The organism is Streptomyces sp. NPDC001927 (assembly GCF_053594455.1).
Map to the genome: position 1 here is coordinate 79,375 of NZ_JBSFEN010000016.1, position 15,249 is coordinate 94,623.

13 protein-coding genes are annotated in these 15,249 nt (G+C 70.4%); 11 read left to right on the forward strand and 2 right to left on the reverse strand.

Annotation, left to right across the window (positions count from 1 at the left end; genetic code table 11):
- Positions 1-20 precede the first annotated feature (20 nt).
- A complete protein-coding gene (aceE, locus tag ACWCO8_RS35040) occupies positions 21-2,753 on the reverse strand; it encodes a pyruvate dehydrogenase (acetyl-transferring), homodimeric type (RefSeq protein ID WP_451035587.1) in 2,733 nt (910 codons plus the stop codon).
- Between the two features lie 409 nt (positions 2,754-3,162).
- Between aceE and ACWCO8_RS35045 the strand changes: the two genes are divergently transcribed.
- The 6 genes from ACWCO8_RS35045 to ACWCO8_RS35070 all read left to right on the forward strand — a co-directional run bounded on the left by ACWCO8_RS35045 (position 3,163) and on the right by ACWCO8_RS35070 (position 7,550).
- On the forward strand, positions 3,163-3,585 hold the full coding sequence (locus ACWCO8_RS35045) for a DUF3052 domain-containing protein (protein ID WP_362015218.1): 423 nt from the start codon (positions 3,163-3,165) through the stop codon (positions 3,583-3,585).
- Positions 3,586-3,695: 110 nt separating this feature from the next.
- Entirely contained in the window at positions 3,696-4,154 is a 459-nt protein-coding gene (locus ACWCO8_RS35050; protein WP_451035588.1) for a peroxiredoxin, read from the forward strand.
- 113 nt (positions 4,155-4,267) lie between these two features.
- A complete protein-coding gene (locus ACWCO8_RS35055) occupies positions 4,268-4,843 on the forward strand; it encodes a TerD family protein (RefSeq protein ID WP_260226644.1) in 576 nt (191 codons plus the stop codon).
- A 122-nt stretch (positions 4,844-4,965) separates the two neighbouring features.
- Positions 4,966-5,541: a TerD family protein gene (locus ACWCO8_RS35060; protein WP_451035589.1), complete on the forward strand. Its 576-nt coding sequence runs from the start codon at positions 4,966-4,968 to the stop codon at positions 5,539-5,541.
- A 29-nt stretch (positions 5,542-5,570) separates the two neighbouring features.
- Entirely contained in the window at positions 5,571-6,713 is a 1,143-nt protein-coding gene (locus ACWCO8_RS35065) for a DUF475 domain-containing protein (protein ID WP_362015227.1), read from the forward strand.
- A 96-nt stretch (positions 6,714-6,809) separates the two neighbouring features.
- Positions 6,810-7,550 (forward strand): TerD family protein, encoded by a 741-nt coding sequence (locus tag ACWCO8_RS35070; RefSeq protein ID WP_451035590.1) that lies wholly within the window; start codon positions 6,810-6,812, stop codon positions 7,548-7,550.
- Between the two features lie 9 nt (positions 7,551-7,559).
- Here the strand turns inward: ACWCO8_RS35070 and ACWCO8_RS35075 are convergent, their stop codons facing one another.
- A complete protein-coding gene (locus tag ACWCO8_RS35075) occupies positions 7,560-8,429 on the reverse strand; it encodes a TerD family protein (protein ID WP_451035591.1) in 870 nt (289 codons plus the stop codon).
- 201 nt (positions 8,430-8,630) lie between these two features.
- On the opposite strand from ACWCO8_RS35075, the gene ACWCO8_RS35080 reads away from it, so the two are divergent.
- The 5 genes from ACWCO8_RS35080 to ACWCO8_RS35100 all read left to right on the forward strand — a co-directional run bounded on the left by ACWCO8_RS35080 (position 8,631) and on the right by ACWCO8_RS35100 (position 15,245).
- Positions 8,631-9,812 carry an HpcH/HpaI aldolase/citrate lyase family protein gene (locus ACWCO8_RS35080; RefSeq protein ID WP_451035592.1) on the forward strand — a complete coding sequence of 394 codons (1,182 nt, stop codon included), beginning with the start codon at positions 8,631-8,633 and terminating at the stop codon, positions 9,810-9,812.
- Positions 9,813-9,830: 18 nt separating this feature from the next.
- Positions 9,831-12,356: a phosphoribosyltransferase gene (locus tag ACWCO8_RS35085; protein WP_451035593.1), complete on the forward strand. Its 2,526-nt coding sequence runs from the start codon at positions 9,831-9,833 to the stop codon at positions 12,354-12,356.
- Between the two features lie 20 nt (positions 12,357-12,376).
- On the forward strand, positions 12,377-13,234 hold the full coding sequence (locus ACWCO8_RS35090) for an HAD family hydrolase (protein WP_451035642.1): 858 nt from the start codon (positions 12,377-12,379) through the stop codon (positions 13,232-13,234).
- A gap of 170 nt (positions 13,235-13,404) precedes the next feature.
- Positions 13,405-14,607 (forward strand): sensor histidine kinase, encoded by a 1,203-nt coding sequence (locus ACWCO8_RS35095; RefSeq protein WP_451035594.1) that lies wholly within the window; start codon positions 13,405-13,407, stop codon positions 14,605-14,607.
- A complete protein-coding gene (locus tag ACWCO8_RS35100; protein ID WP_451035595.1) occupies positions 14,598-15,245 on the forward strand; it encodes a response regulator transcription factor in 648 nt (215 codons plus the stop codon). Before ACWCO8_RS35095 ends, ACWCO8_RS35100 begins: the two co-directional genes overlap by 10 nt.
- Positions 15,246-15,249 lie beyond the last annotated feature (4 nt).

Sequence of the window (15,249 nt, forward strand, 5' to 3'; positions counted from 1 at the left end):
CACACCCCACGAGTACGCCGCTACGCGTCGCCGCCCGCCGCGCCCGGGTCGGCGGCCGCGACGTCGAGCAGCTGGTAGCGGTCGATGGCCTGCTTGAGGGCCGACCGGTCGACCTTGCCCTCGCGGGCGAGTTCGGTGAGGACCGCGAGCACGATCGACTGGGCGTCGATGTGGAAGAAGCGGCGGGCCGCTCCCCGGGTGTCCGCGAAGCCGAAGCCGTCCGCGCCGAGCGAGGTGTACGTGCCGGGCACCCAGCGGGAGATCTGGTCCGGGACCGAGCGCATCCAGTCGGAGACGGCGACGAACGGGCCCTGCGCGGAGGACAGCTTGCGCGTCACGTACGGGACCTGCTGCTCCTCCTCCGGGTGGAGCAGGTTGTGCCGGTCGACCTCCACGGCCTCGCGGCGCAGCTCGTTCCAGGACGTGGCCGACCAGACGTCGGCGCGGACGTTCCACTCCTCGGCGAGGATCCGCTGCGCCTCCACCGCCCACGGCACGGCGACACCGGAGGCCATGATCTGCGCGGGGATCGCGCCGGCCTCGCCCGCCTTGTAGCGGTAGATGCCCTTGAGGATGCCGTCGGCGTCCACGTTCTCGGGCTCGGCCGGGTGCTGGATCGGCTCGTTGTAGACCGTCAGGTAGTAGAAGACGTCCTCGGCGTCGGGGCCGTACATCCTCTTCAGGCCGTCCTGGACGATGTGCGCGATCTCGAAACCGAACGCCGGGTCGTAGGCGACGCAGCCCGGGTTGGTCGAGGCCAGCAGGTGCGAGTGGCCGTCCGCGTGCTGGAGGCCCTCACCGGTCAGCGTCGTACGGCCGGCGGTCGCGCCGAGCACGAAGCCGCGCGCGAGCTGGTCGGCCATCTGCCAGAACTGGTCGCCGGTCCGCTGGAAACCGAACATCGAGTAGAAGACATAGACCGGGATCAGCGGCTCGCCGTGCGTGGCGTACGCCGAACCGGCCGCGATCAGCGAGGCCGTGCAGCCGGCCTCGGAGATGCCGTCGTGCAGCATCTGTCCGGTCGGGGACTCCTTGTACGCGAGGAGCAGTTCGCGGTCCACGGCCTCGTACTGCTGGCCCAGCGGGTTGTAGATCTTGGCGCTCGGGAAGAACGAGTCCATGCCGAACGTGCGGTACTCGTCGGGGGCGATCAGTACGAACCGCTTGCCGATCTCCTTGTCCCGCATGAGGTCCTTGAGCAGCCGGACGAAGGCCATCGTGGTGGCGATCGACTGCTGGCCGGAGCCCTTCTTCACCGGGGCGTAGGTCTTCTCCTCGGGGAGGACCAGCGGCTTCGCCCGCACGACACGGGTCGGCACGTACCCGCCGAGCGCCTTGCGGCGGTCGTGCATGTACTGGATCTCCTCGGAGTTCCGGCCCGGGTGGTAGTACGGCGGCGCGCCGTTCTCCAGCTGCGCGTCCGTGATCGGGATGTGCAGCCGGTCGCGGAAGCGCTTGAGGTCGTCGACCGTCAGCTTCTTCATCTGGTGGGTCGCGTTGCGGCCCTCGAAGTTCGGGCCGAGCGTCCAGCCCTTGACGGTCTGCGCCAGGACGACGGTCGGCTGGCCCTTGTGGGCCTTGGCCGCCGCGAAGGCCGCGAAGATCTTCTTGTGGTCGTGACCGCCGCGGCCCAGGTGCAGGATCTGGTGGTCCGTCATGGACTCGACCATCGAGCGCAGTCGCTGGTCGTCGCCGAAGAAGTGGTCGCGGATGTACGCGCCGGTCTCCGTGGCGTACGTCTGGAACTGGCCGTCGGGCGTGGTGTTCAGCTTGTTGACCAGGATGCCGTCGCGGTCCTGGGCGAGCAGCGGGTCCCAGGAGCGGTCCCAGATGAGCTTGATCACGTTCCAGCCGGCGCCGCGGAACTGCGACTCCAGCTCCTGGATGATCTTGCCGTTGCCGCGCACCGGGCCGTCGAGGCGCTGGAGGTTGCAGTTGACGACGAAGGTCAGGTTGTCCAGGCCCTCACGGGCCGCGATGGACAGCTGGCCGAGCGACTCCGGCTCGTCCATCTCGCCGTCGCCGAGGAACGCCCAGACGTGCGACTTGGAGGTGTCGGCGATGCCGCGCGCCTCCATGTAGCGGTTCATCCGGGCCTGGTAGATCGCGCCGAGCGGGCCGAGGCCCATCGAGACGGTCGGGAACTCCCAGAAGTCCGGCATGAGCCGCGGGTGCGGGTACGAGGAGAGACCGTTCGGGAACTTCGACTTCTCCTGGCGGAACGCGTCGAGCTGGGTCTCGCCGAGCCGGTCGAGCAGATAGGCGCGGGCGTAGATGCCGGGCGAGGCGTGACCCTGGAAGAAGATCTGGTCGCCGCCGTCGCCCTCGTCCTTGCCCCGGAAGAAGTGGTTGAAGCCGACGTCGTACAGCGAGGCGGAGGAGGCGAAGGTGGCGATGTGGCCGCCGACCCCGATGCCCGGGCGCTGGGCGCGCGAGACCATGACCGCCGCGTTCCAGCGGGTCGCGTTGAGGACCTTGCGCTCGATCTCCTCGTTGCCCGGGAAGAACGGCTCGTCCTTGGTCGCGATGGTGTTGACGTAGTCCGTGCTGCGCATCTCCGGCACGGCGACGCGCTTCTCACGGGCGCGCTCGATGAGCCGGAGCATCAGATAGCGGGCTCGCTCGCGACCCCGCTCGTCGACGGCCGCGTCGAGGGAGTCGAGCCATTCCTGGGTCTCTTCGGGATCAAAATCCGGGACCTGGCTGGGAAGGCCGCCAATGATGATCGGGTTGCGATCGGATCCGGAAGCCACGCTGTTCCTTCACTTGTCGGTGGAGCCCACGGAGGCCGGACGCCGGCCGGGATGTCCATCGTGTACCCCGTCGGAGTCAAACGTCATCTCTACCGAGGGGTAACCCCTCTCGGGCGCCTGGTCGGGTCAAATCGCAACCTTACGCCCAACCCGCGCATGCGTTTCGTCAGGACGTTCGGCAGACTGAAGCCGCGGAAGTTCGCAAAGTGGGACGAAGCGTGTGCCATATGTCACGGAGCGGAGTGGAACCGACTTGGAGGATGCGGCGAGACGGCCCCAAACGTCACCGTTTCGGCGGTCTCGGCGGCCGGGTACTTGCGCGATCCGCCCCGCCCGTGTGGACTACGGCCAGTGCCGCGCGTACGCGTGCGGCTGAAGCATTTTCCGATACATGATCAGGAGGCAAGCCGTGAGCGCGACCGCGGACCACGCGGAGGAGCGGACCAACCCGGCCACGAGGCTGGGGTTCGAGCCCGGACAGGTGGTCCAGGAGATCGGTTACGACGAAGACGTCGACTTCGATCTCCGTGAAGGCATCGAGTCCACCATCGGTTCGGACCTCGTGGACGAGGACTACGACGACGTCGCCGACGCCGTCCTGCTCTGGTTCCGTGACGAGGACGGAGATCTCACCGACACACTGGTGGACACCATCGGCTTCCTGGACGACGGCGGCAACATCTGGCTGCTGACGCCGAAGACGGGCCGCGACGGCTACATCGAGCCGAGCGACATTCAAGATGCCGCGCAGACCGCTGGTCTCTCCCAGACCAAGAGCATCAGCGTCGCGAAGGACTGGACGGGCACCCGCCTGGCCGCCCCGAAGCGCTGATCCAAAACCCTGCACCGGAGCCCCCGCCGAATACGCTCGGCGGGGGCTCCGTGCGTGGGAGCCGTAGGGTGGGCTCACCGATTCGGCCCAGGGAAGGGAAAACGTCCGTCATGGCCATCGAGGTCGGGACCAAGGCCCCGGAGTTCGAGCTCAAGGACAACCACGGCCGCACCGTGCGCCTGTCCGACTTCCGCGGCGAGAAGAACGTGGTCCTGCTCTTCTACCCGTTCGCCTTCACCGGCGTCTGCGCCGGTGAGCTGGGCGAGCTGCGCGACAACCAGCCGCAGTTCGTCAACGACGACACCCAGCTCCTCGCCGTCTCCACCGACTCCATCCACACCCTGCGCGTCTTCGCCGAGCAGGAGGCCCTGGAGTACCCGCTGCTCTCCGACTTCTGGCAGCACGGCGCGGCCTCCCGCGCCTACGGCGTCTTCGACGAGGACAAGGGCTGCGCGGTGCGCGGCACCTTCATCATCGACAAGGAAGGCGTCGTCCGCTGGAGCGTCGTCAACGACCTTCCGGACGCCCGCGACATCGACGACTACGTCAAGGCGCTCGACACTCTCTGAGATCCGGGCGAATCGTCTGTCCAGGCCGGGAACCCGTCACTAGGATCCACTCGTTGATCCGAATGCCAACGCACGACGGGGGCGCTGCCCCTGGAAACCACATGGAGGGACTCGTGGGAGTCAGCCTCAGCAAGGGCGGCAACGTCTCGCTGACCAAGGAGGCCCCTGGCCTGACCGCCGTCACCGTCGGTCTGGGCTGGGACGTCCGCACCACCACCGGTACGGACTTCGACCTCGACGCCAGCGCCATCCTGGTCAGCCCGGAGGGCAAGGTCCGCAACGACCAGGACTTCGTGTTCTTCAACAACCTGAAGAGCGCCGACGGCTCGGTCGAGCACACCGGTGACAACCTCACCGGCGAGGGCGAGGGCGACGACGAGCAGGTCAAGGTCAGCCTGGCCACCGTGCCCGCCGATGTCGCCAAGATCGTCTTCCCGGTCTCGATCTACGACGCCGAGAACCGCCAGCAGTCCTTCGGCCAGGTCCGCAACGCGTTCATCCGCGTCGTGAACCAGGCCGGCGGCGCCGAGATCGCCCGTTACGACCTCTCGGAGGACGCCTCGACCGAGACCGCCATGGTCTTCGGCGAGCTGTACCGCAACGGCGACGAGTGGAAGTTCCGCGCGGTCGGCCAGGGCTACGCCTCGGGCCTGCGCGGCATCGCCGCCGACTTCGGCGTCAACGTCTGAGTCGCGCAGCACTGAAACGTCCGGCGCCGCACACTCCGTGCGGCGCCGGACGTGCCTCACCAGCAGAAACCCAGCAGGACCATCAGCGGGCACACCGCAGCTTCACCGGGGAGGACACACACATGGGCGTCACGCTCGCCAAGGGAGGCAATGTCTCCCTCTCCAAGGCCGCACCCAACCTCACCCAGGTGCTGGTCGGCCTCGGCTGGGACGCGCGCTCCACCACCGGAGCCCCCTTCGACCTCGACGCCAGTGCCCTGCTGTGCCAGTCGGGCCGGGTGATGGGAGACGAGTTCTTCGTCTTCTACAACAACCTCAAGAGCCCCGAGGGCTCCGTCGAACACACCGGCGACAACCTCACCGGCGAGGGTGACGGCGACGACGAGTCGCTCATCGTGGACCTGGTCAGGGTCCCGGCCCACTGCGACAAGATCGTCTTCCCGGTCTCGATCCACGAGGCCGACAATCGCGGCCAGACCTTCGGCCAGGTCAGCAATGCCTTCATTCGCGTCGTGAACCGCGCGGACGGCCAGGAACTCGCCCGTTACGACCTCTCCGAGGACGCCTCCACCGAGACCGCGATGATCTTCGGCGAGCTGTACCGGTACGGAGGCGAATGGAAGTTCCGGGCGGTCGGACAGGGGTACGCGTCCGGCCTCCGGGGCATCGCTCTAGACTTCGGGGTCAACGTTTCGTAAAGCCGCGTAATTACACGATGGGGTAGACAGTGGTACTGAAAACCTTCGGCTGGTCGTTCGCCATCACGGCGCTCGGACTGGTCGCAGCGGTGCTCTACGGGGGGTGGGAAGCGTTCGGGATCGTCGCGATCCTGTGCGTCCTCGAGATCTCGCTGTCTTTCGACAACGCGGTGGTCAACGCCGGAATCCTGAAGAAGATGAATGCCTTCTGGCAGAAGATCTTCCTCACGATCGGCATCCTGATCGCCGTCTTCGGCATGCGGCTGGTCTTCCCCGTCGTCATCGTCGCGATCAGCGCCAAGATCGGCCCGATCGAGGCCGTCGATCTCGCGTTCAACGACGCCGAGCGCTACGAGCAGCTCGTCACCGACGCGCACCCCTCGATCGCGGCCTTCGGTGGGATGTTCCTGCTGATGATCTTCCTCGACTTCATCTTCGAGGACCGTGACATCAAGTGGCTCGGCTGGCTGGAGCGGCCGCTCGCCAAGCTCGGCAAGATCGACATGCTGTCGGTCTGCATCGCCCTGATCGTCCTGGCGATCAGCGCCATGACCTTCGCGACCCAGGCCCACCAGCACGCCGGACACGCCGACAAGACGTCGACCGTCCTGCTCTCCGGCGTCTTCGGCCTCATCACGTACCTGATCGTCGGCGGTCTCTCCGGCTTCTTCGAGAACAAGCTGGAGGAGGAAGAGGAGCGCGAGCACGAGGCCGAGGAGGAGGCCAAGCGCAGCGGCAAGAAGGTCTCCGCCGTGCAGCTGGCCGGCAAGGCCGCCTTCTTCATGTTCCTCTACCTCGAGGTCCTCGACGCGTCGTTCTCCTTCGACGGTGTCATCGGCGCCTTCGCCATCACCAACGACATCGTCCTGATGGCGCTCGGCCTCGGCGTCGGTGCCATGTACGTCCGTTCGCTGACGGTCTACCTGGTCCGCCAGGGCACCCTCGACGACTACGTCTACCTGGAGCACGGCGCCCACTACGCCATCGGCGCTCTCGCCCTGATCCTGATGGTCAGCATCCGGTACCAGATCCCCGAGCTCGTCACCGGCCTCATCGGTGTCGCCCTCATCGGCTGGTCGTTCTGGTCCTCCGTGCGCCGCAACAAGGCCCTCGCGGCGGCCGAGGGAAAAGCTGACTCCTCGGGCAAGACCGAGGTGTCGTCCGGGGTGTGACACCCCCGGCAATGAGGAACGCTTCACTGCGGGGCGGCCGGTGCACCCGGCCGCCCCGCGGCGTACGACCGGGTTTCCGAGTGGGGGGTGGGGCGCGTGGGCTTCTGGGACGGCCTTTTTCCGGGGAGGGCGTGGGCGCAGTTCGATTCGGGCAGCGCCGCCAGCAACACCATCGATCTCACCAAGCGCCGGCCGACGGTCTCCCTCACCCAACAGGGCGCCGCCACCGGCAATCTGCGCGTCAACCTCTCCTGGCGGATGCGCACCTCCGACATCGAGGGCCGCTCCCGGCAGAGCGGCCAGCTGCTGCGCCACCCCTCGAAGCTCTTCAAGCCCGAGGTCGTCCAGGCGCACACCCAGAGCATGGTCAACGTCGACCTGGACCTCGGCTGCCTGTACGAGCTGGCCGACGGCAGCAAGGGCGTCGTCCAGCCGCTCGGCAGCTTCTTCGGCTCGCTGAACGCCCCGCCGTACGTGAACCTGAGCGGCGACGACCGGTTCGGCGGCTCGTCCGGCGAGACGATATTCGTCAACCTCGACCACCGCGACGAGATCAAGCGGCTGCTCTTCTTCGTCTACATCTACGACCAGACCCCGGCCTTCGACCGCACGCACGCCAAGGTGACGCTCTACCCCAGCAACGGGCCGCGGATCGAGATCGAACTCGACGAGCGGGCCCCGCAGGCCCGCTCCTGTGCCGTGTTCAGCGTCGAGAAGGTCAAGGACGAGCTGATCGTCCGCCGCGAGGTGAAGTTCGTGTACGGCTTCCAGGCCGAGCTGGACCGGCTCTACGGCTGGGGTCTGCAGTGGGGGCGCGGCTACAAGACCAAGGCCTGACCGGTGGTGTCACGGGCGGGCGAACTGCGGTCCCATCGGCGGCAGCCGGAAGTTCGGGTCGGGGGCGGGCGCGGCGGAAGCGGCGGGCTGCGGGTAGCCGTACCCCGGGCGGTCGCCCGTGACCGGCTGCGGGTAGCCGTAGCCGGGCGGGGCGGAGACCGGGGGAGTGGTCGGCTGCGGCGGCACGGTCGGCGGCGCAGGCGGTACGGGGCCGGGGCCGGCCGAGGGCGACTGGACGACCGTCGCGTCGAGGTCGACGGCCGCGGCACGATCCTGCCCCCGCGCCGGTGTGGAGCCGGAGTCCGGCGCCGTACCGGCCTCCTCCGTGCCGTCGTCGACGGAGATCCCGAAGTCGGTGGCGAGACCGACGAGACCCGTCGGATAGCCCTGCCCGACCGCACGGAACTTCCAGCCGTCCCCGCGGCGGTACAGCTCGCCGCAGATGATGGCGGTCTCCTCGCCCGTCTCCGCCTTCACGTCGAACAGGGCCAGCGGCTCCCGGTCCGCCGCGGTCGCGTCGTAGAGCAGGATCCGCAGGTCGGAGACGCGGCCGAAGGTGTCGCCGTCCGAGGAGGCCGCGATCACCACCTGGTCGACCGACGGGTCGAGCCGGCCGAGCTCGGCCTCCACGGTGTCCGTCAGCCCCTCGGCCACCCGCTTCTTCGGCAGCCGGCGCACCAGTCCCGAGGGATGGCGCGGCTGGTTGTAGAAGACGAAGTCCTCGTCGGAGCGCACGCGCCCGTCGGCGCCGAGCAGCAGCGCCGAGGCGTCCACGTCGGGGACCCCGGGGCCCGGGGTCCAGCGGAGCACGGCCCGTACGGCCGCGGTGTCGAGAGGGACGTTCGAGCCCTTCAGCATCGCGTGCGTCATGACCGTCATCCTGCCTTCCCGCCCGCCCGCCGGACAACGCGGGGGCCGTACCGAACCGCGCGTCGTCCCACCTCGGCGCATGCGAGGCTTGAGACGTATGCGGACGAGTTACTTGGATTTCATACACGAGGGGAACTAAGGACACCCGCACCTACGTACTATTACCGGCCACATGTTGTCAGGGCCCACCGAGGCAGTCCGGGGAGTCACATGCGTCATTTCGGGCACATCCCGGCCTCCGCGAGAGCCGGACTCTTCCACCAGGAGCCGGCCGAGTTCACGGCGGACGCCCCCGCGAGCACGCTCGCCGTCGCCCTGGGAGCCACTCTCTACAGCCCGGCGACCCGCCCGCGCCTCGCCGACGACGTGCGCAAACAGGCCGCACGCGGGGTCGTCTCCATGGTGCTGTGCCTGGAGGACTCCATCGCCGACGCCGACGTGGAGGCCGCCGAGAGCAACCTCGTCCACCAGTTCGCCGAGCTCGCCCGGCTCACCGAGGCGGACCCCGGCGGCCCGGACGTACCCCTGCTCTTCATCCGGGTCCGCGAGCCCCACCAGATCACCGATCTGGTCAGCCGCCTCGGAGACACCGTCCGTCTGCTGTCCGGATTCGTACTGCCCAAGTTCACCGAGACCCGCGGCCGGGCCTTCCTGGAGGCCCTCACCACCGCCGAGCGGTCGAGCGGCAGAAGACTCTTCGCCATGCCCGTCCTGGAGTCGCCCGAGCTGCTCCACCTGGAGACCCGCGCCGAGACCCTCGCCGGCATCGCCACGACCGTCGACAAGTACCGCCACCGGGTCCTCGCGCTCCGCCTCGGCGTCACCGACTTCTGCTCCGCCTACGGACTGCGCCGCTCGCCCGACATGACGGCCTACGACGTCCAGCTCGTCGCCAACGTCATCGCCGACGTCGTCAACGTCCTCGGCCGCTCCGACGGCACCGGCTTCACCATCACCGGACCCGTCTGGGAGTACTTCCGGCTCGGCGAGCGCATGTTCAAGCCCCAGTTGCGCCGCAGCCCCTTCCTGGAGGGCCGCGCCGAGGACCTGCGCACCGCGCTCATCGAGCACGACCTCGACGGGCTGCTGCGCGAGATCGAACTCGACCGGGCCAACGGCCTGCTCGGCAAGACCTGCATCCACCCCACGCACGTGGTGCCGGTGCACGCACTCTCCGTGGTCACCCACGAGGAGTACAGCGACGCGCAGGACATCCTGCGCCCCGAGCGCGGCGGGGGCGGCGTGCTGCGCTCCGCGTACACGAACAAGATGAACGAGGTGAAGCCGCATCGCGCGTGGGCCGAACGGACCCTCATGCGCGCCGAGGTCTTCGGCGTCGCCCATGAGGACGTCGGCTTCGTCGATCTGCTCACCGCCGGCCTGGCCGGCTGACGGAAGGTGAACCGGAACGTGGTGTGGTCGGGAACGTGGGTCGCCGAGCGACTCGGCGTCGAACTGGACGGCGACGAGCAGCTCCCTGGCCTGCTGGGCCTCGCGCTGCGCCGCAACCCCAGGCGCGCGCATCTGCTGGTCTCCAACGTGCTCGGCAAGCACGTGCCCCAGCGGCCGAGCGTCGTCCACGGCGCGGGCTTCTCGCTCGGTCTGCGGGTGCGCGAGCTGCTCGGCGACGAGGAGGCCGCGCGGGCCGTGGTCCTCGGGTACGCGGAGACGGCCACCGGTCTCGGCCACTCGGTCGCCGACGGCCTCGGCCACGCCCCGTACCTGCACTCCACCCGGCGGCCCGTGGACGGCGTGCCGAGCGCGGGCGGCTTCGAGGAGTCCCACTCCCACGCCACCTCGCACCTGCTGCTCCCCGAGGACCCCAAGCTGCTGGCCGGTGACGGGACGCTCGTCCTCGTCGACGACGAGTTCTCCACCGGCAACACCGTCCTCAACACCATCCGCGACCTGCACGAGCGCTACCCGCGCGAGCGGTACGTGGTCGTGGCCCTCGTCGACATGCGCTCCGCCGCCGACCTCGGCCGCCTGGCGGGCTTCGCCCAGGAGATCGGCGCCCGCGTCGACCTGGTGACCGGCGCGGCCGGCACCGTACGGCTCCCGGAGGGGGTCCTGGAGAAGGGCCAGGCGCTGGTCGCCGCGGAGGAGGCCGCGCAGCAGGCGGCCGCCCACGAGGCCGCGTACGGGTCCGCGCACGGGTCCGCCCACGAGACCGCCCACGAGACCGCTCACGGGGCCGCGCCCGTCCCGCCGCCCCGGGCGCCCCGCACGGCCCCCGTACGGGTCGACCTCGGCTGGCCCGCCGACGTCCCGGACGGCGGCCGGCACGGCTTCCGCGCGCCCCACGCCGCCGCCCTGGACGAGGCCCTGCCCGCCATGACCGAGCGCCTCGACGCGGCCCTCGGGAGCGCGCGGCGGGTGCTCGTGCTCGGCTTCGAGGAGCTGATGTACGCGCCGCTGCGGCTCGCCGTCGCCCTGGAGCGGGCCGGACGGGACGTCTCGTACTCCACGACCACCCGCTCGCCCGTCCTCGCGGTCGACGACCCGGGCTACGCGATAAGGACCCGGCTCGTCTTCCCCGCCCACGACACGCCCGCCGACGGCCCCGGCGAGCGGTACGCGTACAACGTGGCCGGCGCCGGCTTCGACGCGGTCGTGGCCGTCGTCGACTCGGTCGCCGACACCCCGGAGCTCCACGCCGAGGACGGCCTGCTGGCCCAGCTGGCCGGGCACATCCCGCGGGTGGTCCTCGCGGTGGTCCCGTCGTACGTACCCGCGCACGCATCCGCTCCCGCCACCGAAGCTCCCGCCACCGAAGCTCCCGAAAGGAGCTCCATGCTGTCCGAGCCCCTCCGCGGCCCCGCCTTCTCCTCGTACGCCCCCGAGGAGGTCGGCTGGCTGCTCCAGGACCTCTCGGACGTCGAGCTCGAGGCCCCGACCGAGGAGCGCGAGGAGGCCATCCAGAGCGGCGGCGCCCACTACGCCGAGTCGCTGCCGGTCGAGTACCAGCCGAGCGACCAGTACCAGGAGCTCTTCCACGCCGCCCTGGAGACCTCCGCCGCCCGGATCGCCCGCGCGGTCGGCACCGTCACCGAGACCGTCCTCGCTGAGAAGAAGGGCACGCCCGTGCTCGTCTCCCTCGCCCGGGCCGGCACCCCCGTCGGCGTCCTCATGCGCCGCTGGGCCCAGGCCCGGCACGGCCTCGAACTACCCCACTACGCCGTCTCCATCGTCCGCGGCCGCGGGATCGACGCCAACGCGCTGCGCTGGCTCGCCGCCCACCACGACCCGGCCGACGTCGTCTTCGTCGACGGCTGGACCGGCAAGGGCGCCATCACCCGCGAACTGGCCGAGGCGCTCCGCGCGTTCCCCGGATTCGACCCGGAGATCGCCGTCCTCGCCGACCCCGGCTCCTGCGTCCGCACCTACGGCACCCGCGAGGACTTCCTCATCCCCTCCGCCTGCCTCAACTCGACCGTCTCCGGCCTGATATCGAGGACCGTCCTCCGCGCCGACCTCGTCGGACCGGACGACTTCCACGGCGGCAAGTTCTACCGCGAACTGGCCGGCGCCGATGTCTCGAACGCCTTCCTCGACGCCGTGGCCGCCCACTACGACGACGTCGCCGAGGACGTCGACACCGCGGTCAAGGAGCTCCTCGCCGCCGACCGCACGCCCACCTGGGAGGGCTGGGCGGCCGTCGAGCGGATCAGCGAGGAGTACGGCATCCACGACATCAACCTGGTCAAGCCCGGCGTCGGCGAGACCACCCGGGTCCTGCTGCGCCGCGTCCCCTGGAAGATCCTCGCGAAGCGCGGCGCGGGCGCCGACCTCGCCCACGTACGCCTCCTCGCCGAGCAGCGCGGAGTCCCCGTCGAGGAGGTCGACGGACTGCCGTACACCTGCGTGGGTCTGATCCATCCCCAGTTCACAAGGGGCGCCACGGGCGCCGACGGAAAGACGGTGGTTGCGCAGTGACTTCGGTGAACAGCACGGTGATGGTCGCGAGCGACCTCGACCGCACGCTGATCTACTCCTCTGCCGCGCTCGCGCTCGGCATGCCGGACGCGCAGGCGCCTCGGCTGCTGAGCGTCGAGGTGCACGAGTCGAAGCCGCTCTCGTACCTGACCGAGGAGGCGGCCGGACTCCTCGAACAGCTGGCCGCCGAGGCCGTCTTCGTCCCCACGACGACCCGCACCCGCAAGCAGTACCAGCGGATCCAGCTCCCCGGCACCGCGCCGGCGTACGCGATCTGCGCCAACGGCGGGCACATCCTCGTCGACGGCCTCGCCGACGGCGACTGGCACGCCTCCGTGCTGCGCCGGCTCGCGGAGGAGTGCGCGCCGCTCTCCGAGATCCGCGCGTACTTCACCGCGACCACCGACCTGTCCTGGGTGCGCAAGCACCGGGTGGCCGAGGACCTGTTCGCGTACCTGGTGGTGGAGCGCGAGCGGATGCCGGAGGAGTGGCTGAAGCGGTTCGGCGAGTGGGCGGAGGAGCGCGGCTGGACGGTCTCGCTCCAGGGCCGCAAGGTGTACGCGGTGCCGAAGCCGCTCACCAAGAGCGCGGCGATGCGCGAGGTAGCCCGGCGCTGCGGCGCGGGCCTCGTCCTGGCCGCCGGCGACTCGCTCCTCGACGCGGACCTGCTGCTCGCCGCCGACCGCGCCTGGCGCCCGGGCCACGGCGAGCTGGCCGACACGTCCTGGACCGCCCCGCACCTCGACGTGCTGGCCGAGCGCGGCGTGGCGGCCGGTGAGGAGATCCTCCGCCGGTTCCGTACGGCGGTGGCGGAGCACGCCGCGTCGGTCACGCTGCCCGGGCAGCAGGCGAAGGCGGGCGTGAAGAGCCAGGCGTGAGGAGTCGGGCGTTGAAGAGTCGGGCGTGATGAGTCAGGCGTGAGGCGTGAGGGGTGAGGCGTCAGGCGTGAAGAGTCGGGCGTTGAAAGTCGGTAGTGCGTCGGTAGCGCGTCAGTAGTGCGGTTTTCCGCAGGGCGGGCGGTGGTGCGCTCGGGCTAGCGTGACGGTTCATGACGAACGCGCTGCGGACCGCTGATGCGCCCGCCTCCGAGGAGGGGCGGGCGCGGATCGTCGCGTACCTCGCCCGTTGGCTGCGGCTCGGGCTCGGTCTGGGCCTCGGTGCGGGGACCGCCGTGCTGGAGCTGCTCGGCTGCGTCCTGGCCGGTATCGCTCTGCTGCCCGTGCTCGCCTGGCCGCGCGGCAGACGGGCCGTGCTGCGCCCGGTGACCGCCGCGGCCCGCGCCCTCACCCGCCTCGAACGCGCCCGGCTCGGCCGCCTCCTCGACACCCGCCTGCCCCCGGTCCACGAGGACGGCGCCGCCGCGCGGTACCTCGCCGCCCGCTGGCCGCTCGGCCTCCTCGGCGCGGTCGTGCTCGGCTGCGCCGCGTACGGACTCGGCCTGGGCACCTTTGTCTTCTACGGCTGGTTGATCACCGACATCAACCACCCCTGGCTGGTCGCGTTCAGCAGCGTCGGCGGGTTCTTCCTGCTCTTCCTCTCCGCCCAGGGCGCGCTCGGCGTCGTCGCCCTGGAGGACGGCCTTGCCCGGTACTTCCTCGGGCCCCGCCACGCCGACGCCCTTGAGGCCCGGATCGCCCAGCTCGCGACGAGCCGGGCCGAGGTGATGGAGGTCGTGCACGACGAGCGGCGGCGGATCGAGCGCGACCTCCACGACGGCGTCCAGCAGCGGCTCGTGGCCCTCGGCATGCTCCTCGGCCGCGCCCGCCGGCTCCGGGCCCGGGACCCGGAGGCCGCCGACGCGCTGCTGCTCCAGGCCCACGAGGAGAGCCGCCGCGCGCTGGCCGAACTGCGCGAGGTGGCCTGGCGGGTGCACCCGGCCGTGCTCGACGAGGGCGGCCTGCGGGCGGCCCTGGAGACGGTCGCCGAGCGGAGCCCGCTGCCCGTACGGCTCGGGTACGTCGTGGGGCGGCCGCTCCCGAGGGCGGTGGAGACGGTCGCGTACTTCCTCGTCTCGGAGGCGGTCACCAATGTGGTCAAGCACGCGGGCGCGACCCGTATCGACGTACAAGTAACCCTGGAAGGTGAGGAGTTGAGTGTACGGGTGACGGACGACGGGGTGGGTGGCGCGGACGCGTCGGGCAGCGGCCTGAGCGGGCTCGCGAGCCGGGCGGCGGCGCTGGACGGGCGGTTCGCGGTGGACAGCCCGGCGGGCGGGCCGACGGTCGTACGGGCGGTCCTGCCGTGCGCGTGATCCTGGCGGAGGACTCGACGCTGCTACGGGAGGGGCTTGTACGGCTCCTGGTCGAGGAGGGCCATGAGGTGACGGCGGCGGTCGGCACCGGGACCGAGCTGCTCGCGGCGGTCCGGGCGGACCCGCCGGACGTGGTCGTCGCCGACGTCCGGATGCCGCCCACGCACACCGACGAGGGGCTGCGGGCGGCCCTGGAGATCCGGCGGGAGCGCCCGGAGGTCGGGGTGCTCGTGCTCTCCCAGTACGTGGAGCGGCGGTACGCCACCGAGCTGCTGACGGGCGAGTCGGGCGCGGTCGGCTACCTGCTCAAGGACCGGGTGGCGCAGGTGGACGAGTTCCTGGACGCCCTGGAACGGGTGGGCGAGGGGCGGACGGCGTTCGACCCGGAGGTCGTCCGCAGACTGCTCGTCCGCACCACGCACACCGATCCACTGGCGCGGCTCACGCCCCGGGAGGGCGAGGTGCTCGCGGCGATGGCCCAGGGCCACACGAACGCGGCGATCGCCGGCCGGCTGCACGTGTCGCGGAGCGCGGTGGAGAAACACATCAACGCGATCTTCGACAAGCTGGAACTGACGGTCGGGGGCGAGGGCTACAGCAAACGGGTCCTGGCGGTCCTGCGCTACCTGGGCAGCTAGAGCC

Coding starts and splice junctions, on each gene's coding strand:
- ACWCO8_RS35050 (WP_451035588.1), top strand. CDS start 3,696: ATGGCCATCGAGGTCGGGACCAAGGCCCCGGAGTTCGAGCTCAAGGAC.
- ACWCO8_RS35060 (WP_451035589.1), top strand. CDS start 4,966: ATGGGCGTCACGCTCGCCAAGGGAGGCAATGTCTCCCTCTCCAAGGCC.
- ACWCO8_RS35075 (WP_451035591.1), bottom strand. CDS start 8,429: ATGACGGTCATGACGCACGCGATGCTGAAGGGCTCGAACGTCCCTCTC.
- ACWCO8_RS35080 (WP_451035592.1), top strand. CDS start 8,631: ATGCGTCATTTCGGGCACATCCCGGCCTCCGCGAGAGCCGGACTCTTC.
- ACWCO8_RS35090 (WP_451035642.1), top strand. CDS start 12,377: ATGGTCGCGAGCGACCTCGACCGCACGCTGATCTACTCCTCTGCCGCG.
- ACWCO8_RS35095 (WP_451035594.1), top strand. CDS start 13,405: ATGACGAACGCGCTGCGGACCGCTGATGCGCCCGCCTCCGAGGAGGGG.